The organism is Streptomyces sp. C36 (assembly GCF_040932295.1).
Taxonomy (GTDB): domain Bacteria; phylum Actinomycetota; class Actinomycetes; order Streptomycetales; family Streptomycetaceae; genus Streptomyces; species Streptomyces triculaminicus.
The window spans coordinates 369,091-389,215 of sequence record NZ_JBFQGI010000004.1; the positions used below are offsets into that span (position 1 = coordinate 369,091).

The 20,125-nt window shown below is 70.0% G+C and carries 18 protein-coding genes; 9 read left to right on the forward strand and 9 right to left on the reverse strand.

Annotated elements, in window-relative coordinates; genetic code table 11:
- Nucleotides 1-46: 46 nt before the first annotated feature.
- Both AB4K12_RS15205 and AB4K12_RS15210 read left to right on the forward strand, forming a co-directional pair.
- Entirely contained in the window at nt 47-1,315 is a 1,269-nt protein-coding gene (locus tag AB4K12_RS15205) for an MFS transporter (RefSeq protein WP_368434716.1), read from the forward strand.
- Nucleotides 1,316-1,424: 109 nt separating this feature from the next.
- Nucleotides 1,425-1,952 (forward strand): hypothetical protein, encoded by a 528-nt coding sequence (locus tag AB4K12_RS15210; protein WP_207246754.1) that lies wholly within the window; start codon nt 1,425-1,427, stop codon nt 1,950-1,952.
- Nucleotides 1,953-2,065: 113 nt separating this feature from the next.
- On the opposite strand, the gene AB4K12_RS15215 is transcribed toward AB4K12_RS15210, so the two are convergent.
- Nucleotides 2,066-3,526 carry a CCA tRNA nucleotidyltransferase gene (locus tag AB4K12_RS15215; protein ID WP_368434717.1) on the reverse strand — a complete coding sequence of 487 codons (1,461 nt, stop codon included), beginning with the start codon at nt 3,524-3,526 and terminating at the stop codon, nt 2,066-2,068.
- Nucleotides 3,527-3,736: 210 nt separating this feature from the next.
- Between AB4K12_RS15215 and AB4K12_RS15220 the strand changes: the two genes are divergently transcribed.
- From AB4K12_RS15220 to trxA, 7 genes are all read left to right on the forward strand, one after another.
- Nucleotides 3,737-6,070 carry a DUF6049 family protein gene (locus tag AB4K12_RS15220; protein WP_368434718.1) on the forward strand — a complete coding sequence of 778 codons (2,334 nt, stop codon included), beginning with the start codon at nt 3,737-3,739 and terminating at the stop codon, nt 6,068-6,070.
- Nucleotides 6,071-6,115: 45 nt separating this feature from the next.
- Complete coding sequence (murJ, locus tag AB4K12_RS15225) at nt 6,116-8,419, forward strand: murein biosynthesis integral membrane protein MurJ (RefSeq protein ID WP_368434719.1); 2,304 nt, start codon at nt 6,116-6,118, stop codon at nt 8,417-8,419.
- Between the two features lie 109 nt (nt 8,420-8,528).
- Nucleotides 8,529-10,202, forward strand: a complete 1,674-nt coding sequence (locus AB4K12_RS15230; RefSeq protein ID WP_368434720.1) for a protein kinase family protein — start codon at nt 8,529-8,531, stop codon at nt 10,200-10,202.
- Nucleotides 10,203-10,233: 31 nt separating this feature from the next.
- Nucleotides 10,234-10,923: an RNA polymerase sigma factor SigM gene (gene sigM / locus AB4K12_RS15235; RefSeq protein WP_368434721.1), complete on the forward strand. Its 690-nt coding sequence runs from the start codon at nt 10,234-10,236 to the stop codon at nt 10,921-10,923.
- Nucleotides 10,920-11,927: an anti-sigma factor gene (locus AB4K12_RS15240; RefSeq protein ID WP_368434722.1), complete on the forward strand. Its 1,008-nt coding sequence runs from the start codon at nt 10,920-10,922 to the stop codon at nt 11,925-11,927. Before sigM ends, AB4K12_RS15240 begins: the two co-directional genes overlap by 4 nt.
- Nucleotides 11,928-12,045: 118 nt before the next feature.
- Nucleotides 12,046-13,014 carry a thioredoxin-disulfide reductase gene (trxB, locus tag AB4K12_RS15245; protein ID WP_086567651.1) on the forward strand — a complete coding sequence of 323 codons (969 nt, stop codon included), beginning with the start codon at nt 12,046-12,048 and terminating at the stop codon, nt 13,012-13,014.
- A 51-nt stretch (nt 13,015-13,065) separates the two neighbouring features.
- Nucleotides 13,066-13,392 (forward strand): thioredoxin, encoded by a 327-nt coding sequence (gene trxA, locus AB4K12_RS15250; RefSeq protein WP_086567653.1) that lies wholly within the window; start codon nt 13,066-13,068, stop codon nt 13,390-13,392.
- A gap of 101 nt (nt 13,393-13,493) precedes the next feature.
- On the opposite strand, the gene AB4K12_RS15255 is transcribed toward trxA, so the two are convergent.
- The 8 genes from AB4K12_RS15255 to rnpA all read right to left on the reverse strand — a co-directional run bounded on the left by AB4K12_RS15255 (nt 13,494) and on the right by rnpA (nt 20,106).
- Nucleotides 13,494-14,111: a GNAT family N-acetyltransferase gene (locus AB4K12_RS15255; RefSeq protein WP_368434723.1), complete on the reverse strand. Its 618-nt coding sequence runs from the start codon at nt 14,109-14,111 to the stop codon at nt 13,494-13,496.
- A 321-nt stretch (nt 14,112-14,432) separates the two neighbouring features.
- Nucleotides 14,433-15,602: a ParB/RepB/Spo0J family partition protein gene (locus AB4K12_RS15260; RefSeq protein ID WP_368434724.1), complete on the reverse strand. Its 1,170-nt coding sequence runs from the start codon at nt 15,600-15,602 to the stop codon at nt 14,433-14,435.
- Complete coding sequence (locus tag AB4K12_RS15265) at nt 15,599-16,651, reverse strand: ParA family protein (RefSeq protein ID WP_368434725.1); 1,053 nt, start codon at nt 16,649-16,651, stop codon at nt 15,599-15,601. Before AB4K12_RS15265 ends, AB4K12_RS15260 begins: the two co-directional genes overlap by 4 nt.
- 261 nt (nt 16,652-16,912) lie before the next feature.
- Nucleotides 16,913-17,647, reverse strand: a complete 735-nt coding sequence (gene rsmG / locus AB4K12_RS15270; protein WP_362256089.1) for a 16S rRNA (guanine(527)-N(7))-methyltransferase RsmG — start codon at nt 17,645-17,647, stop codon at nt 16,913-16,915.
- A gap of 85 nt (nt 17,648-17,732) precedes the next feature.
- Nucleotides 17,733-18,245, reverse strand: coding sequence for a protein jag (locus AB4K12_RS15275; RefSeq protein ID WP_368434726.1), 513 nt, complete (start codon nt 18,243-18,245; stop codon nt 17,733-17,735).
- A 14-nt stretch (nt 18,246-18,259) separates the two neighbouring features.
- Nucleotides 18,260-19,360, reverse strand: coding sequence for a membrane protein insertase YidC (yidC, locus tag AB4K12_RS15280; protein WP_368434727.1), 1,101 nt, complete (start codon nt 19,358-19,360; stop codon nt 18,260-18,262).
- Between the two features lie 3 nt (nt 19,361-19,363).
- Nucleotides 19,364-19,681 carry a membrane protein insertion efficiency factor YidD gene (gene yidD / locus AB4K12_RS15285; RefSeq protein WP_086567664.1) on the reverse strand — a complete coding sequence of 106 codons (318 nt, stop codon included), beginning with the start codon at nt 19,679-19,681 and terminating at the stop codon, nt 19,364-19,366.
- Nucleotides 19,678-20,106 (reverse strand): ribonuclease P protein component, encoded by a 429-nt coding sequence (rnpA, locus tag AB4K12_RS15290; protein ID WP_368434728.1) that lies wholly within the window; start codon nt 20,104-20,106, stop codon nt 19,678-19,680. Before rnpA ends, yidD begins: the two co-directional genes overlap by 4 nt.
- Between the last annotated feature and the right edge of the window lie 19 nt (nt 20,107-20,125).

The window sequence follows — 20,125 nt, forward strand, 5'->3', positions numbered from 1 at the left end:
TGGGTAATACACCCAGGGGCCTGTGTGTTGTGTGAGGCTGGGGAACATGCCTGTTGTGCGTGATCTTCGCGTCCTGCTGCAACTGCGCGATTTCCGCCGTCTGCTGGCAGTCCGGCTGCTCTCCCAGGCCGCCGACGGCGTCTACCAGGTCGCCCTCGCCGCCCACGTCGTCTTCTCCCCCGAGAAGCAGACCTCCCCCGCCGCCATCGCCTCCGCCATGGCCGTCCTGCTCCTGCCCTACTCGCTCCTCGGCCCCTTCGCCGGCGTCCTGCTCGACCGCTTCAGCCGCCGTCAGGTGCTGCTGTACGGCAACCTGACGCGGGCCGCCCTGGCCACCGGGACCGCGCTGCTCGTCGTCGTCCATGTCCCCGACTGGCTCTTCTACGCCTCCGCGCTGTCGGTGACCGCCGTCAACCGCTTCGTCCTCGCCGGGCTCTCGGCCGCCCTGCCCCGCGTCGTCGACTCGCCCGAGCGCCTGGTCATGGCCAACTCCCTCTCCCCCACCGCCGGTACCCTCGCCGCCACCGCGGGCGGCGGGCTCGCCTTCGCGGTACGCCTGGCCGGGTCCGACAGTGCCGCGACCGACGCCGGGGTCGTCCTGCTCGGCGCCACCCTGTACCTGTGCGCCGGCCTGTGCGCGCTGCGCATGCCCATCGGGCTCCTCGGACCGGACGCCGCGGTGTCCCGGACACGACTGCGCACCGCCCTGGCACTCACCCTCCGCGGCCTCGCCGCCGGACTGCGCCACCTGGCCGAACGTCGCCTCGCCGCCGGGGCGCTGGCCGCGATGACGCTGATGCGCTTCTGCTACGGCGCGCTGACGGTGACGCTGCTGATGCTGTGCCGCTACGCCTGGGCGGACAACGAAGCCGACGGGCTGGCCCTGCTGGGCTACGCCGTCGCCGTCTCGGGCGCGGGATTCCTCACCGCGGCCCTCATCACGCCCTGGGCGGTCTCCCGGCTGGGCCGCCTGGGCTGGATGACCTTCTGCGCCGGGGCGGCGGCGGTTCTCGAGCCCGCCCTCGGGCTGCCCTTCGCCCCGGCACCCATGCTCGTCGCCGCCTTCATCCTGGGCATGATCACCCAGAGCGCCAAGATCACGACCGACACGGTGGTCCAGTCCTCGGTCGACGACGCGTTCCGGGGCCGGATCTTCTCGCTCTACGACGTCGCGTTCAACGTCGCTTTCGTCGGCGCGGCGGCGGTGGCCGCGCTGATGCTGCCGCCGGACGGAAGGTCGTCCGTACTGATCCTCACCATCGCCGTGATCTATGCGGCGATTGCCGCCGCTATGGCCGGTTTCCGACGCCGGTAAGTGTCACATCAAGGCCACAGGATCTCTGTGAGCTGCAGAAATGTCATGGACACCGGATAACTTACGGGCTGCGTTCACCGACCGGATCTCGCCTTCCGAAGGATTCCCCGTGACCACTCCGCCGCCCCAGCCCTACCCGCACGCCCCGCAGGGCGGCCACCCCTACGGCCAGCAGCCGCCGGCCCCGTACGGCCAGCAGCCCGGCCCGTACGGCCAGCAGCCCCCGATGCCGCCCTACGGCCAGGCGCCCGCCGCCCCCTACGGCCAGCCCGGCGGCTTCCCGGGGGCGCCGGTGCCGCCGCCGGCCCGTCCGAAGCGCTCGGTCATCAAGATCCTCCGCAACATCGTCCTGCCGATCCTCGGCCTGATCGTGGCGGGGGCCGCCTGGCTCTTCGGCAAGGACGACGTCAAGACGCTGTCGGTCGGCCAGTGCCTGGAGAACACCGGCTCCAGCTACAAGCCGAACATCGAGCAGCGCGACTGCTCGGCCTCCAACGCCACCCACAAGGTGCTGAAGAAGGTCAAGGGCACGTCCTCCGCCTACACGGCGTGCGAGAACGTCGAGGGAACGGTCGCGGCCGTGACCTGGAAGGAGCGCAGCGACTCCTTCGTGCTCTGCCTGGCGAAGAACAAGTAGCGCTGCCAAATCTCCCCGGCATACGACGAGGGCCGGTGTTTCACGTGAAACACCGGCCCTCGTCATGTCCGCAGCGGGTCATGTTTCACGTGAAACACGACCCGGAAGCGCGATCAGCCCTGCTGGGTCGCCCACCACTCCTTGAGCGCGGCGACGGCGGCCTCCCGCTCCATCGGGCCGTGCTCCAGGCGCAGCTCCAGCATCTGCCGGTAGGCCTTGCCGATCTCCGGACCCGGGCCGATGCCCAGGATCTCCATGATCTCGTTGCCGTCCAGGTCGGGCCGGATCGCGTCCAGCTCCTCCTGCTCCTGCAGCCGTGCGATGCGCTCCTCGAGCCCGTCGTAGGCGCGGGAGAGCGCGTTGGCCTTGCGCTTGTTGCGCGTCGTGCAGTCGGAGCGGGTGAGCTTGTGCAGCCGGTCCAGCAGCGGGCCGGAGTCGCGCACATAGCGGCGCACGGCCGAGTCGGTCCACTCGCCGGTGCCGTAGCCGTGGAAGCGCAGGTGCAGCTCGACCAGCTTCGAGACGTCCTTGACCAGGTCGTTGGAGTACTTGAGCTTGGTCATCCGCGCCTTGGTCATCTTGGCGCCCACCACCTCGTGGTGGTGGAAGGAGACGCGGCCGTCCTTCTCGAAGCGTCGCGTCTTCGGCTTGCCGATGTCGTGCAGCAGGGCCGCGAGCCGCAGCACCAGGTCCGGGCCGTTCTCCTCCAGGTCCATGGCCTGCTCGAGGACGGTCAGGGTGTGCTCGTAGACGTCCTTGTGCCGGTGGTGTTCGTCCCGCTCCAGGCGCAGGGCGGGCAGCTCCGGCATGACGAGGCGGGCGAGGCCGGTGTCGACGAGGAGCTTGAGGCCCTCGCGGGGGTGGCTGGAGAGGATCAGCTTGTTCAGCTCGTCCCGGACCCGCTCGGCCGAGACGATCTCGAGGCGGTCGGACATCTCGGTCATCGCGGTGATGACCTCGGGGGCGACCGTGAAGTCCAGCTGCGCGGCGAAGCGCGCGGCACGCATCATGCGCAGCGGGTCGTCCGAGAAGGACTCCTCGGGGGTACCGGGCGTGCGCAGCACGCGCGCGGCCAGGTCCTCGAGGCCGTTGTGCGGGTCGATGAACTCCTTCTCCGGCAGCGCGACGGCCATCGCGTTGACGGTGAAGTCACGGCGGACCAGGTCCTCCTCGATGGAGTCGCCGTAGGAGACCTCCGGCTTCCGCGAGGTCCGGTCGTACGCTTCCGACCGGTATGTCGTGACCTCAATATCAAAGTCTGATTTGCGGCAGCCGACCGTGCCGAAGGCGATGCCGACCTCCCAGACCGCGTCCGCCCACGGACGGACGATCTTCAGCACGTCCTCCGGGCGGGCGTCCGTGGTGAAGTCCAGGTCGTTGCCGAGACGGCCGAGCAGCGCATCCCGTACCGAGCCGCCGACCAGGGCGAGCGTGAATCCGGCCGCCTGAAATCGGCGGGCGAGGTCGTCGGCTACGGGAGACACCCGCAGAAGCTCGCTCACGGCACGGCGCTGCGCCTGGCTGAGCTCGTTCGTCGACGGCGGGGTATGGCTGTCATTGTTGGCGTTCGGCACAACAGAAGAGGGTACGTGTCCGCGCGCGTGGCGGCCTCCTCGTTATGAGGCGCCCCTCGGTGGCCTGGGCAAAGCAGGCGCAGCCCGGACAACGGCCCCTGGGGGCGATCTTGTAGCGCGGTCCGCAGCACTTCGTCGCAGCGGGCCTCGTTACCATTCACGGACGCACCATCCGACGACCACTGACGACGACGAGGGACGGGCGAGCGCGTGGCCGAGGCGGCAGAGGTCCAGGGGGCCTTCCAGGGGACAGCGCCCGCTCCTGCCTGCCGGTGGTCCCGGCACATCGCGACGTTGCTCGCGGGGGTGCTGGTGCTCCTGGGCCTGGTGGAGCTGCCGACGGCGCCCGCCGCGCACGCGGAGCCGGCCGGATCGCGTGTGTCGGTCACGGTGGACTCGCTGGCACCGGTCGCTCCCAAGCAGGACGACACGCTCACGATCTCGGGCACGGTCACCAACAACGGCAAGTCGACGGTCACCGGCGCCCATGTGGACCTGCGGGTGGGCCAGCAGATCAACACGCGCAGCGACATCGACGACATCGGCGACCGCAGCGGCTTCTCCCCGGGCACCGACGGCTCCGAGGTCGGCGGCAACCACGCGCAGAAGCTCCAGCCGCTGGCCCCGGGCGTCAGCCGTGACTACACCCTGACCGTCCCGGTCAAGGACCTGAACCTCGGCAAGGACGGCGTCTACCAGCTCGGCGTCACCCTCTCGGGCCAGGCCGACGGCCAGTCGTACGAGCGCGTGCTCGGCATCCGGCGGACGCTGCTGCCCTGGCAGCCGTCCGGGACCGACGGCAAGAAGACCCAGCTGACGATGATGTGGCCGCTGATCTCCGCGACACATCTCACCGCCCGCACGGAGTCCGACCAGCAGCAGACGCCGATCTTCCCCAACGACGCCCTGTCGGCCGAGCTGGCCCCCGGCGGCCGGCTCCAGCAGCTGGTGGCGCTGGGCAAGGGCCTGCCGATCACCTGGGTGATCGACCCCGACCTGCTCGCGACGGTCGAGGCCATGACCAAGAGCTACCGGGTGAGCGGCCCCAGCGGCCAGAACGTCCCCGGAAAGGGCCAGGCGGTCGCCAAGCAGTGGCTCTTCCAGCTGCAGGACGCGGTCAAGGACCACCAGGTCGTGGCGCTGCCGTTCGGTGATCCCGATCTGGCCTCGCTCGCCCACCACGGCAAGGACGTCTCGGGCTCCCTGAGCCACCTGCAGTCCGCCACCGAGCTCGCCTCGACCACCGTGGACACGATCCTCGGCGTGAAGCCCCGCACGGACTTCGCCTGGCCCGTCGACGGCGCGGTCGACTCCTCGATCGTGGACGTGGCCACGTCCGCCGGCGCCCACAACGTGATCGCCCGCAGCGACAGTCTCCGCGAGGGCGGCGGCTCTCCCTACGCGCCCACCGCGGCCCGGCAGATCGGCGGGGGCAACACGGCGATCGTCGCCGACGCCCGGCTGTCCACCGCCTTCGAGGGCGAGATGATCAAGGCCGACGACTCCGCGCTCGCGGTGCAGCGGTTCCTCGCCCAGAGCCTCATGGTGAACAAGCAGGCCCCGGAGAACGAGCGCAGCATCGTCGTGGCCCCCCAGCGCATGCCCACCACCAGCCAGGCACAGGCCATGGCCACCGCGCTCAAGGGCCTGTCCGACGGCCGCTGGACCCAGCCCCTGGACCTCGGGGACGCGGCCAGGGCCAAGCCCGACCCCGCCGCGAACCAGCAGGTTCCCGGCTCCGGCAGCTACCCGGAGACGCTGCGCGACCAGGAGCTGTCGACCGAGGCCTTCGAGGCGATCCAGCGGACGCAGAACACCCTGGACAGCTTCAAGGTGATCCTCACCTCCCAGGACCGGGTGGTCACCCCCTTCGGCAGCGCGATCATGCGGGCAATGTCCACCTCATGGCGCGGCAACCCCCGGGGCGCCGCGGAGTTCCGCGACGCCGTCCAGTCCTACCTGGACCAGCTCACGCGCCAGGTGCACCTGATCAAGAAGTCCGACGCGACGCTCTCCGGACGCAGCGCGACGATCCCGGTGACCGTGCAGAACGGCCTGCTCCAGGGCGTACGGGGGCTCAGGCTCGTCCTCACCTCCAGCCAGCCGAACCGTCTCAAGATCGACGACGAGTCGCAGCAGATCCACGTCGAGGGCGGCCGCAGCCAGTCGGTGAAGTTCGAGACACGGGCCAACGCCAACGGTCCGGTCCAGGTGAAGGCCCGGCTCTACGCCGACGACGGCCAGCCGTACGGCGAGCCGATCACCTTCACTGTGCATGTCACGTCCATCACCCCTATGGTGCTGCTGGTCATCGCCGGTGGCGTCCTCCTCCTGGTCCTCGCGGGGCTTCGTATCTACCTCCAGCGCAAGCGGGCCGCGGCCCGTAAAGCCGCAGGTGGCGAGCCGGGCGGCGAAAACGGGGGAGACTCGGGCGACGACGGCGGATCCGGCGACGGCGAGCCCGAGCAGCCGGGTGATCCCGAGGCGGGAACCGGAGCGCGAAACGGTGACCCGTCCGGCTCAGGTGAGAAAGTGGAACGTTGACGTGTAGTGGGGCCAAGCGGCCGCGGACGATGAGGTGGGGTAGCGATGAGCGCGCCGTACGACGGTGACCGCGGTCAGGGCATGGGCGGTGACCAGCGGGATCAGTACCCGCCGGCTCCGCCTGCCCCGGTCCCTCCCGCGCCGGCCCCCGGCCACCCGGGAGGCCCGGCGCACCAGGGCCCGTACGCCCGTGATCCCTACCTCCGGGACGCCTACGCGTCGGACCCGTACCCCGGCCACGACCCGGCCGCACAGGATCCGGTGACCGAGGCCCTGTACGACCGGGCCACGCCCCCGCCGCCCCCGGGCGGCTACCAGCAGCCCTCCGCGCCTCCCTACGCCTCCGACGGCCGGATGTGGGATCGGCCACAGGCCCCGCAGCCCCCGGCTCCGGGACGCCCGTACGCCGACGACGCCGCGGCGACCCAGGTCATGGGCCGGGGCGGCCTCGTGGGCCAGGGCACGCCCACCGACGGTCCCCAGCAGCGCGACGCCTTCACACACCTCTACCGCGACCAGCAGCAGCCGTACGAGCCCCAGCGCCCGTCCGGCCGGCAGGTGCCGCCGCCTCCGGGTCAGATGGTGCCGCCGCCCCCCGGCCAGATGGTGCCGCCGCCTCCGGGCCAGATGGTTCCCCCGCCGATGCAGCCGCCGGCCGCCGAGCCCGGCCCCGAGCCGGAGCCCGCGCCGGCTCCGGCCAAGGGCGGCGGACGTGCCGCGAGCCTGATGAAGTCGAGCGCGCTGATGGCGGCGGGCACGATGGTGTCCCGCATCCTCGGCTTCGGCCGGAACCTCGTCATGGCGGCGGCGGTGGGCGTCGGCGCGCTCAACGACGACTACCAGGTCGCCAACGTCCTGCCGACGATGATCTACATCCTGGTGGGAGGCGGCGCGCTCAACGCCGTGTTCATCCCCCAGCTGGTGCGTTCGATGAAGAACGACGAGGACGGCGGCGAGGCGTACGCCAACCGGCTCCTCACGCTCGTCGTCGTCCTGCTGGCGGGTGTCACCACCGTCTGTGTCCTGGGAGCCCCGTTCTTCATCCAGGCGATGTCGCCGACCATCGCCTCCGACCCCGACCGGATGGACGTGGCGGTGGCGTTCGCGCGCTACTGCCTGCCCACGATGTTCTTCATGGGCGTCCATGTCGTCCTGGGTCAGATCCTCAACGCGCGCGGCAAGTTCGGCGCGATGATGTGGACCCCGGTCCTCAACAACATCGTCATCATCGCCACCTTCGGCTCCTTCATCTGGGCCTTCGGTCCCTACTCCAGCAGCCAGGTCAACGCCTCGAGCATCACTCCCGAGGGCGTGCGCCTGCTCGGCCTCGGCACGCTGCTGGGTCTGACCGTCCAGGCCCTGGCGATGCTGCCCTACCTGCGCGACGCCGGCTTCCGGATCCGTCCCCGCTTCGACTGGCGCGGCCAGGGCCTCGGCAAGGCCGCCGGGCTCGCCAAGTGGACGTTCTTCTTCGTCCTCGCCAACCAGCTCAGCATGGTCGTCGTCACCCAGCTCGCCACCAAGGCGGGCGCGCTCGCCGAAAAGGGCGGCCACCCGGGTACCGGCATCGCCGCCTACAACTTCGCGCTGCAGCTCTGGCAGATGCCGCAGGCCATCATCACCGTCTCGGTGATGACCGCCGTCCTGCCCCGCATCTCGCGCGCCGCCCACGACGGGGACGTCTCGGCCGTCCGTGACGACCTCTCGCACGGACTGCGGACCTCGGCCGTCGCGATCGTGCCCTGCGCCTTCGCCTTCCTCGCCCTCGGCGTCCCCATGGCGACGCTGATGTTCTCCAGCGGCTCGGGCACGGGGGGCGCCACCAGCATCGGCTTCATCCTCATGGCCTTCGGTCTCGGCCTGATCCCGTACTCCGCGCAGTACGTGATCCTGCGAGGCTTCTACGCCTACGAGGACACCCGCACCCCCTTCTACAACACCCTGATCGTCGCGGCCGTCTTCGCGGCGGCCTCCGTCCTCAGCTACGTGGTGCTCCCCGCCCGCTGGGCCGTCGCCGGCATGGCCGCCTCCTACGGGCTGGGCTACGTCGTCGGCGTCGGCGTCGCCTGGCGCCGTCTGCGCAGCCGGCTCGGCGGCGATCTGGACGGCGCGCGCGTCATCCGCACCTACACCCGCCTGATCGGCGCGTGCGTCCCCGCCGCCCTGATCGGTGGAGCCGTCTCTTACGGAATCGGTCAGGTTCTGGGCAGCGGTGTCCTCGGATCGCTCGCCTCCCTGGCAGGCGGTGGTCTGACCCTGATCGCGGTCTTCTACATCGCCGCAAAGCGGATGCGGATCGAGGAGCTGACCGCCATGGTCGGTATGGTTCGCGGTCGGCTCGGTCGCTGACCGAGCACAACCATCGCCCGCCGGAGTGTGTCGTGCATTACGCCGGACTGTGGGCACAATTGGTCTTGGCTGTGGACAGCGTGCAACGGATGGGGAGGCAGGAACGACGGTGGCGGAACGGAGCACGGCTGCCGTCGACGTGGCCGACAACAGCGGCGAGCAGCCACTGACCGCCGCGGCGGGCAAGGCCACGACCGACGGGACGGCGGCCGACAAGAAGGTCAGCACGCACAAGGACACCCAGCGCGCGGGGCACGAAAGCCCCGCGCGCGACGCACAACCGCCCGAGTTGCACAGCGGACACAAACTCGCCAGAAGGTACCGCCTGGAGGAGTGCGTCACCCGTCTGGAGGGATTCAGCAGCTGGCGCGCCGTGGACGAGAAGCTCCGTCGCGCGGTCGGAGTGCACCTGCTGCCCGCCGACCACCCGCGCGCCCGTCCGGTGCTCGCCGCGGCCCGTTCCGCCGCGCTGCTCGGCGATCCGCGGTTCGTCCAGGTCCTCGACGCCGTCGAGGAGAACGACCTGGTCTACGTCGTCCACGAGTGGCTGCCCGACGCCACCGAGCTCACGCCCGTCCTGGCCGCCGGCCCGATGGAGCCGCACGAGGCCTACCAGCTCGTCAGCCAGGTCTCCCAGGCCATGGCCGCAGCCCACCGCGAGGGCCTCGCGCACCTGCGCCTGAACCCCGGCTCCGTCCTGCGCACCGGGACCGGCCAGTACCGCATCCGCGGCCTCGCCGTCATGGCCGCACTCCGCGGCATCACCTCCGAACACCCCCAGCGGACCGACACCGAGGCCATCGGCGCGCTCCTGTACGCCGCGCTCACCCAGCGCTGGCCCTACGAGAACGACGCCCACGGCCTGTCCGGGCTGCCCAAGGGCCTCGGCCTCATCGCGCCCGACCAGGTGCGCGCCGGGGTCCACCGCGGCCTCTCCGAGCTGGCCATGCGCGCCCTCGTCAACGACGGCGCCACGGCCTCCCGGCAGGAGCAGCCCTGCACCACGCCGGAAGAACTCTCCAAGGCGGTCGCCGCGATGCCGCGCATCCGGCCCCCGGAGCCGGACTTCGCCACGCTGCCGGCCTATCCGCGCGCCCAGACCTCGCCCCGAGGCGGCGGTCCGGCCCAGCCCCTGCCGACGGCTCCGCCGCCCCCGCTCCAGAGCCGCACGGGCCGGGCCCTGAAGTGGAGCGTGTCGGCCCTGCTGATCGCCGCGCTCGGCCTCGGCAGCTGGCAGCTCGCGGACACGCTCCTCGAGGACGGCCAGCCGGACAAGCCGCGGACGCAGTCGTCGAGTGACGATCAGGCACGACGGGCCGACGGTAAGCCGGTTCAGATCGAGAACGTCAAGGACTTCGACCCGCCCCCGAACGGCGACGGCGAGGAAAAGCAGGACGGCTTCCACGCCGTCCGCTTTTCCCACGACGGCAATCCCGACACGTACTGGTCGACGAACCACTACACCAACGCCAACTTCGGAGGCCTCAAGGACGGCGTCGGCGTCATCCTGGACCTGGGCAAGAAGCAGCAGGTCGGCGAGGTGAAGGTCACCTTCCTCAATGAGGTGTCCGTCCAGCTGATGACGGCCAAGGACAGCTCCTCGATGCCGACGAAACTCTCGGGCTTCAAGAAGGTCACCGAAACGAGGGCCACCGGCGAGGTCTCGCTCAAGCCGAAGAAGCCACAGGAGACGCGCTACGTCCTGATCTGGCTGACCAAGCTGACGCAGACCGAAGCGGGCGAATACCGAGGCCGGATCTCCGAGATCCAGGTGACCAGCTAGTCGTAAGGCCACTCAGGGGGAGGGCTCGACGTTGGACGACGTCACACGTGGCGGCGCGAGCGACGCCGAGCTCCTGGCGCGGCATGTCGACGGCGATCCCGACGCCTTCGGGGAGATAGTGCGGCGCCACCGCGACCGGCTCTGGGCGGTGGCGCTGCGCACGCTCGGGGACCGGGAGGAGGCCGCCGACGCCGTCCAGGACGCGCTGGTCTCGGCCTACCGGGCCGCTCACACCTTCCGGGGGCAGTCCGCCGTCACCACATGGCTGCACCGCATCACCGTCAACGCCTGTCTGGACCGGGCCCGCAAGGCGGCCTCCCGGCGCACCGCGCCGCTCGTCGAGACCGAGCGGCTCGAGCAGCTTCTCGAGCCCCATGAGTCCGCCGCCGCGCCCGCCGAGCGCGGGGATCTGCAGCGGGAGCTGGTGCGGGCCCTCGCCAAGCTGCCGCCGGAGCAGCGGGCGGCCCTGGTCCTGGTCGACATGCAGGGCTATCCGGTCGCCGAGGCGGCCAGGGTTCTCGACGTCCCAGCCGGCACGGTGAAGAGCAGATGCGCGCGCGGACGGGCGCGGCTGCTGCCATTGCTCACCCATCTGCGCCCTGATGGCAGGGGTAGCCCCCCTCTTGACAGGGAAAGGAACCGGTCGCAGGGGGCGTCCGTCCCACCACCGGCAGGACAGAACGACGCGGATCCAGTGAAGGGCGGAGGTGGGCGAGCGTGACTTCTACGACCGGCACGGATGAGCACCCGGAGGTCGAGGAGATCTCCGCGCTCACCGAGGGAGTGCTGCCCCCTGCCCGTACCGCGGATCTTCGGGAGCATCTCGCGGCGTGCGAGCTGTGCGACGACGTACGGACCTCACTGACCGAGATCCGGGATCTGCTCGGCACGCTTCCCGGGCCGGCCCGGATGCCGGCCGACGTCGCCGAGCGCATCGACGCCGCTCTCGCGGCCGAGGCGCTGCTGAGCGCGACCGGCCCCGATCCCGACCCGAGTGCCGATGTTTCACGTGAAACGGAGACGGCGGCGACGGCACCCGTCGCTGCCGCCACCCCGCATGTTTCACGTGAAACCAGCCGTAAAACCAGCCGTAAAACCAGCCGGGAAACCGGCCGGGAAAGCCGTGAAACCGGCCGGGAAGCGCCCGACCGCCCCGACGGTCGCCCCCGCGTCTCCACCGGCCCGGGCCGGCAGCGGACGGGTACCGCCGGCCCCCGGTCCCGGCGCGGACGGCGCTGGCGTACGGCCCTGCTCGGCACCGCCTGTGCCGCGGCCGTCATCGGCGTCGGGAGCTTCTTCCTGACCTCCGGAAGCGTCGGCGACCACCAGGCGGCACCTCCCCGCCCCACGGGCAACCAGGCGTCGGGGCCGACCACCCTCGGCTTCGACGACCTCGGGACCCATGTGCGCGATCTGCTCCAGACCACCAAGAGCAGCGAGACCGCCAAGGGCACCGAGACTCGGGGGATGAAGACCTCACCCGAGACCCTGCGTGATTCCGGCCTCACGGCCCCGGTCTGTGTGCAGCAGGGCATCGGGCGTCCCGAGTCGGCGCTGGCCTCCCGCCAAGAGAAGTACAACGGGCAGGACGCCTATCTCGTCGTCCTGCCGCACCCCGGCGACGACACGCTCGTCGACGCCTACCTGGTGTCCTCCACCTGCGAGGGCTCCTCGCCGTCCGCTCCTGGGAAGGTCCTGGCGAACCGGACCTTCCCGCGCGACTGAGCCCTCGCGCTCCGTGCTGTCGTCCGCGTCGGGAATGCTCGCCCCGTAGGATCCGTTGGGTGGGGTGAGACCCAGCAAGGACCCAGAACAGCTGTCGGCTAAGACAAGGAAGACACCCGTGAGCGACGTCCGCAACGTGATCATCATCGGCTCCGGGCCCGCGGGCTATACGGCCGCGCTCTACACCGCCCGCGCGTCCCTGAAGCCGCTGGTCTTCGAAGGCGCCGTGACGGCCGGTGGTGCGCTGATGAACACCACCGAGGTGGAGAACTTCCCCGGGTTCCGTGAGGGCATCATGGGCCCGGACCTGATGGACAACATGCGGGCCCAGGCCGAACGCTTCGGCGCCGAGCTGATCCCGGACGACATCGTCGCCGTCGACCTCAGCGACGAGATCAAGACCGTCACGGACTCCGCCGGCACCGTCCACCGCGCCAAGGCCGTGATCGTCACCACCGGCTCCCAGCACCGCAAGCTGGGCCTGCCGCGCGAGGACGAGCTCTCCGGTCGCGGTGTCTCCTGGTGCGCCACCTGCGACGGGTTCTTCTTCAAGGACCAGGACATCGCCGTCATCGGCGGTGGCGACACCGCGATGGAGGAGGCCACCTTCCTCTCCCGGTTCGCCAAGTCCGTCACCGTGGTCCACCGCCGCGACGCCCTGCGGGCGAGCAAGGCGATGCAGGAGCGCGCCTTCGCCGACCCGAAGATCTCCTTCGTGTGGGACAGCGAGGTCGCCGCGATCCACGGAGACACCAAGCTCTCCGGGCTGACGCTGCGCAACCTCAAGTCCGGTGAGACGTCCGAGCTCCCGGTGACCGGCCTCTTCATCGCGATCGGCCACGACCCGCGCACCGAGCTGTTCAAGGGCCAGCTGGACCTGGACGACGAGGGCTACCTCAAGGTGAACGCCCCCTCGACCCGCACCAACCTCTCCGGTGTGTTCGCCGCCGGCGACGTCGTGGACCACACCTACCGCCAGGCGATCACCGCCGCCGGTACGGGCTGCTCCGCCGCCCTCGACGCCGAGCGCTTCCTCGCGTCCCTCGGGGACGGCGAGAACGTCCGCGAGCCCGAGCAGACCGTCTGACCCCCGCCTCTTCCCCCCCACCCGACGTAGAGAAGATTCAAGGAGACCTCAATGGCTCTCAAGGCCGTGACCGACGCGTCCTTCGACGATGACGTGCTGAAGAGCGACAAGCCCGTCCTGGTGGACTTCTGGGCCGAGTGGTGCGGTCCGTGCCGCCAGATCGCTCCCTCCCTGGAGGCGATCGCCAAGGAGTACGGCGACAAGATCGAGATCGTCAAGCTCAACATCGACCAGAACCCGACCACCGCGGCCAAGTACGGCGTGATGTCGATTCCGACGCTCAACGTCTACCAGGGCGGCGAGGTCGTCCAGACCATCGTCGGTGCCAAGCCGAAGGCGATGCTCGAGCGCGAGCTGGGCAACTTCATCCACGCCTGAGCCACATACGCTCCGGGGTGGCCGGGTGCTGTTTCACGTGAAACAGCACCCGGCCACCCCGTTTTCGTGACCCTGTCGGCGGCTGTCAGCGCGTCGCGCCGCTAGAGCGGCCTGAGCGCCGGCTCCTTCTGGACCGCCCCGAGGAGCCGGTCCAGCGCCAGCTCGACGTCCTCCTTCCAGGAGAGCGCCGTGCGCAGTTCCAGCCGCATGCGCGGATGGCGCGGGTGCGGCCGTACGGTCTTGAAGCCGACCGCCAGCAGATGGTCGGCGGGCAGCACACACGCCGGTTCCTTCCAGCGGGCGTCGCCGAAGGCCTCGATCGCCTTGAAGCCCCTCCGGAGCACGTCCTTGGCCACCGTCTGCACCATGGTCCTGCCCAGCCCCTGCCCCTGGTGGGAGGGCGTCAGCCAGGCGGTCATCAGCTGGACGGCATCGGCGGCGACCGGGCTGGTGGGGAAGGCGGTCGACCGGGGCACATAGGCTGGAGGCGCGTAGAGCACAAAGCCCACGGGCACCTCGTCGACATAGACCACCCGGCCGCAGGAGCCCCACTCCAGGAGCACGGCGGAGATCCAGGCCTCCTTCTCCAGCTCGGGGCGGCCGGCCCTCAGCGCGGCTTCGCCGCTGACAGGGTCCAGTTCCCAGAAGACGCAGGCCCGGCAGCGCTTGGGGAGGTCAGGGAGGTTGTCCAGAGTGAGCGGTACGAGCCGACGCCCCATGCAGTCAGTTCCTCACTTCCGTCGCGTGCCACGCTCCGGGCGGCGCTCAGCGCCCTGCGCTCCCTGAGGAGACCGCCGACGAATCCGCCGACCGCCCCCAGGCCCAGGCCTGCTGCCACCAGTCCGGTCCGGCTCACCGTTCGCATGGCCCCGCCCCTCCGTGAACCGCGTCCAACGTGGATGTGCCATACCTCAACGCATCGTATCCGGAGGCTGTTTGAGTCGACAGCGCGACAAGGCAAAGGGCGGGTTGTGTTCCGGGAACCCCCAACGGTTCCACGTGAAACACAACCCGCCCTCAGCGCGAGCGTCGACGAAGAGCTAACCCTCGGAACTCTCCTCGCCGGCGCCGGAGAGCTTCTGCTCCAGGACCCGGCCCTCACCCGGGGCGAGCGTGCCGAGGATCCGCTCCAGGTCGTCCATCGAGGCGAACTCGACGACGATCTTTCCCTTCTTCTGACCCAGGTCCACCTTCACCCGGGTCTCGAAGCGGTCCGACAGCCGGGAGGCAAGGTCGGTCAGCGCCGGCGAGACCCGCCCGCCGGCCCGGGGCCCCTTGGCCTTGCCGGAACCCTTCGACCGCGACCCCATCAGGGTCACGATCTCCTCGACCGAACGGACCGAGAGGCCCTCGGCCACGATGCGCCGGGCGAGCTGGTCCTGCTCCTCCGAGTCGTCGACGGAGAGCAGAGCCCGGGCGTGTCCGGCGGAGAGCACCCCGGCGGCGACCCGCTTCTGCACGGCGGGCGACAGCTTCAGCAGCCGCAGCGTGTTGGAGACCTGCGGACGCGAGCGCCCGATGCGGTCGGCCAGCTGGTCATGGGTGCAGCTGAAGTCCTTCAGCAGCTGGTCGTAGGCGGCGGCCTCTTCCAGAGGATTCAGCTGAGCCCGGTGCAGGTTCTCCAGCAGCGCGTCCAGCAGAAGCTTCTCGTCGTCGGTCGCCCGGACGATGGAGGGAATCCTCTCCAGTCCGGCCTCACGGCAGGCCCGCCAGCGCCGCTCGCCCATGATGAGCTCATAGCGCTCGGGAGCCAGCTGCCGGACCACCACGGGCTGCAGCAGGCCGACCTCGCGGATGGAGGTGACCAGCTCCGCGAGGGCGTCCTCGTCGAACACCTCCCGCGGCTGCCGGGGGTTGGGCGTGATGGAGTCCAGGGGCAGTTCGGCGAAGTACGCACCGGCCTCCGTGCCCGGGGACTGCTCGGGCACACCCTGCGAAGCGCCCTCTGTTTCACGTGAAACGCCGTCCACCGGAACGGAAGCGGGAGAGCCCCCCTCCCGCGAGACGGTTTCACGGGAAACGGTGATCTCGTCCAGCGGAAGCGCGGTCACCTTCGCGGCGGCCACCCCCCGCTCCGCCGTCAGCACCGGCACCGCGGTCGGAGACATGACGCCGGGCCCGACTGCCGGTCCGCTCTGCTCCGCTCCCTTCGGCGCCGGCGGGATCAGCGCACCGAGCCCCCGGCCCAGTCCTCTGCGTCGCTCACTCACTGAAGCCCCTCCGACATGCTGTGCTGGTCTTGCTGTTGCTGGCGGCCCACCGTGTGAGCCCTGCTGCCGTCGTAGTGCACACCGACCCCCCGTAGTGCGATTTCCCGGGCGGCCTCCAGATAGGACAGAGCGCCACTGGATCCCGGGTCGTACGTCAGAACCGTCTGCCCATAGCTGGGCGCCTCGGAGATACGGACCGAGCGGGGAATGCTGGTCCGCAGCACCTCCTTGCCGAAGTGGGTGCGCACCTCCTCGGCCACCTGGGAGGCGAGCCGCGTCCGCCCGTCGTACATCGTCAGCAGAATCGTCGACACATGGAGCTCGGGGTTCAGGTGGCCCCTCACCAGCTCGACGTTGCGCAGCAGCTGGCCCAGGCCCTCCAGCGCGTAGTACTCGCACTGGATGGGGATCAGCACCTCGGCACCCGCGACGAGGGCGTTGACCGTCAGCAGGCCGAGCGACGGCGGACAGTCGATGAGGATGTAGTCCAGGGGCTGCTGATAGGCCTTGATCGCCCGGTCCAGCCGGCTCTCCCGGGCCACGAGCGAGACCAGCTCGATCTCCGCACCGGCCAGGTCGATCGTGGCGGGGGCGCAGAAGAGGCCCTCCACATCCACCACCGGCTGCACCACGTCGGAGAGCTGCCTGTTGTCCACGAGGACGTCGTAGATCGACGGGACATCGGCATGGTGGTCGATGCCCAGAGCCGTCGAGGCGTTGCCCTGCGGATCGAGGTCGATGACCAGCACACGATTGCCGTGCAGCGCCAGCGAGGCCGCCAGGTTCACGGTGGTCGTGGTCTTGCCGACCCCGCCCTTCTGGTTGGCGACCACCATTACCCGGGTCTGCTCCGGCCGGGGCATCGGGGGCGGTGACGTTTCACGTGAAACGGCCTCGCCACCGGGCGGCGGAACGGGAGCAGCCATGGATTCGGAGTCGGCGGGGCGGGGGCCGGGGACCGGGTCGGTCATCGGCCCCGCGATATTGGCGTCGGACCGCAAGGATTCACTCTCCTCGACATCAGGCTCGCGATGGACAGAGCCTGCCATGCTTTCGGGGTCGTGAACCAGCGAGGCCTGTTCTCCTGTGGATGAATCCCGTGGGCCTGTGGATGAACCCACTTCCTCGACCGGTCGACGGTCACGCGGCGCGGCGGCCGCACGGGTGCGACCGATGATTCCATGCAGCAGGGAGCGATGTTTCACGTGAAACACGATGCATGGCACGCGCCGCTACCCCGTCGCGACACTCCGTAATGCGTAGTTTTGCCAGCTTGTAGGAGCACGGCCCCCGGCAGGGGGCCGCTCACCTCAGCGACGGCGGCGGGACCGGCTCACCCTGGCGGCCTTCGCCCGCTTGGCCGCGAAACGCACACCGCCGGGGCTCTCCCCGACCTCGACCCGGACCACGGTGGACAGCGGGTCGACCACGCCCTCACCCACGTGCAGCACCGAGGTACGCACCACACCGAGCTTGCTCAGCGCGGCACGGGCGCCCTGGAGCTCCTCCTCCGCGGTGTCACCCTTGAGGGCCAGCATCTCGCCGTAGGGGCGCAGCAGCGGCACTCCCCACCCGGCCAGCCGGTCCAGCGGCGCCACGGCCCGCGCGGTGACCACATGCACCGGCTCGACCTTGCCCAGCATCTCCTCGGCCCGGCCGCGGACGACGGTGACATGGTCCAGCCCCAGCAGCTCCACGACCTCCTGGAGGAAGTTGGTGCGGCGCAGCAGCGGCTCGAGGAGGGTGATCTGCAGATCGGGGCGGACCAGGGCCAGCGGAATGCCGGGCAGTCCGGCACCGGAGCCCACGTCGCACACCGAGACGCCGTCCGGCACGGCCTCGGAGAGCACCGCGCAGTTCAGCAGGTGCCGCTCCCACAGCCTCGGGACCTCGCGGGGGCCGATCAGCCCGCGCTTGACGCCCGCGTCCGCGAGGAGCTCGGCATAGCGGACGGCCTCCGGAAAGCGGTCACCGAATACCGCCCGAGCCGCCTCGGGCGCCGGAGGGAGCTCCGCTGCCTCTTCCACGGGAAACCGTCCTTCCATACAAAAAGGGTCTGAATATCAGGCTGACAAGGATCGGCCCCGCCTGCGAGCAGACGGGGCCGTACACACCTGGAAGTGGAGCTGGTCAGGCGGGGAGGACGACCACTCGACGCTGGGGCTCCTCGCCCTCGGACTCGCTGCGCAGGCCCGCGGCGGCCACCGCGTCGTGGACGACCTTGCGCTCGAAGGGGGTCATCGGGTCGAGCTTGACCGGCTGACCGGTGCTCTTGGCCTCCTCGGCCGCCTCGGCGCCCAGGCCGGCCAGCTGCTCGCGCTTGCGCGCGCGGAAGCCCGCGATGTCCAGCATCAGACGGCTGCGGTCGCCGGTCTCCCGGTTCACCGCGAGCCGGGTCAGCTCCTGGAGCGCCTCCAGCACCTCACCGTCGCGGCCCACCAGCTTCTGCAGGTCACGGCTGGTGGAGTCGCTGATGATCGACACCGAGGCGCGGTCGGCCTCGACGTCCATGTCGATGTCGCCGTCGAGGTCGGCGATGTCCAGCAGCCCCTCGAGGTAGTCGGCCGCGATCTCGCCCTCCTGCTCCAGGCGGGACAGGGTGTCGGTGCCCTCAGCGGCGTTCTGGCGCTGCGTCTCCGTCACGGTGGACTCCTTCATCACTTCTTCGAGGGGTGCTTGGGCCGCTGCGGGCCGCCCTTGCGCTGTCCGGACTTGGCACTGCGGGAGGAGCCGCCGCCCTGCTGGGGCGTCTCGTCGCCGGCCTGCCCGGACTGGCCCTTCTCCAGGGTGGTCTTCTTCTCGGAGCCCGCGGTCGGCTGCGTGGTGCCGGTGACCTGACGCTTGGACTTCGTCTGACGCTTGGGCTGCTGGCGAGCGGCACGGGCGGCCTCGACGGCCTTCCTGGCCTCGACCTCCGCCGGGTCCTCCTTGAGCTTGCCCTTGGCCTTCAGGCGCTCCTGGCGCTGCTGGAAGGCGAGGCTGCCCGGGGTGGGGTTACGGCGGATGACGAACATCTGCTGACCCAGGGTCCACACGTTGGTGGTCAGCCAGTAGACCAGGACACCGACCGGGAAGTTGATGCCGAAGACGGCGAACATGATCGGGAAGACGTACATCAGCATCTTCTGCTGCTGCATGAACGGCGTCTTCACCGTGAGGTCGACGTTCTTCGTCATCAGCTGGCGCTGCGTGTAGAACTGCGACAGCGACATCAGGATGATCATGATGACCGTGACCACGCGGACATCGGTCAGCGTGGCGCCGAGCGACTCGACCTTGGCCGCGCTGTCCATGAACTTCGACGCGATCGGGGCACCGAAGATGTGCGCCTTACGGGCGCTGTCGACCAGCTCCTGGTCCAGGAAGCCGACCTCGTGGCCACCGGCGATCTTGTTCAGCACCTGGTACAGCGAGATGAAGAACGGCGACTGGGCCAGAATCGGGAGGCAGCTCGAGAGCGGGTTGGTGCCCGACTCCTTGTAGAGCTTCATCATCTCTTCGGACTGGCGCTGCTTGTCGCTCTTGTAGCGCTCCTGGATCGCCTTCATCTTCGGCTGGAGCGCCTGCATGTTCCGCGTGGCCTTGATCTGCTTCACGAAGAGCGGGATCAGGCAGATACGGATCAGCACCACCAGCGAGACGATGGACAGACCCCACGCCGCGCCACTGTCCTTGTTGAAGATCAGGCTGAAGAACGAGTGGAACTGGACGATGATCCAGGAAACGGCGTAGTAGAGAGGATTCAGGATCGTGTCCACGAATCAGGCTCCTTGGGCGTTGGGCTGAGTCTCGGGCTGCGCGGCGGTCCCCGCAGGGGGGTTTCCGCCCATGCGGCTCCTCAGCCGCTGGTGCCAGACCGGACGCTTCCGGGGAGGGACGTGGTCGACGCCACCGAGCGACCACGGGTTGCAGCGCAGGATGCGCCAGGCCGTCAGCACCGTCCCTTTGACCGCGCCGTGCACATTGATGGCCGTGTAGCCGTAGTGCGAGCACGAGGGGTAGTACTTGCAGACCGGGCCCAACAAAGGGCTGATGGTCCACTGGTAGAGCTTGATCAACCAGAGCAGCGGGTACTTCACTGTGCACTCCCTCCCGGGTGACCGGGGTTCCGGGGGGCACCCCCCGGGGGATTGCTTCGCGGCGCCCCTCCCAGCAGCCGCTGCAGTGCGGTATCGAGATCACGGCCCAGCTGTGTGTGGTCCGCCTCGCCCGCGCCCGGCAGGGCTCGCACCACCACCAGGCTACCGGCGGGCAGCTGATCCAGCCGGTCACGCATGAGGTGGCGAAGACGCCGCTTGACGGAGTTGCGGACGACGGCACCGCCGACGGCCTTGCTCACGACGAAACCCGCACGCACCGGAGGGGCGATCCCCCCCGGTGTGTGCGGGTCCGTGTTACCGCTGCTTAGGTGAACGACGAGGAGCGGGCGGCCGGCCCTGCGTCCTCGACGAACCGCGGTCGCGAAGTCCTCGCGCCGCCTCAGCCGAGACTCGGAAGGCAGCACGTCAGGACCTCGACGTCAG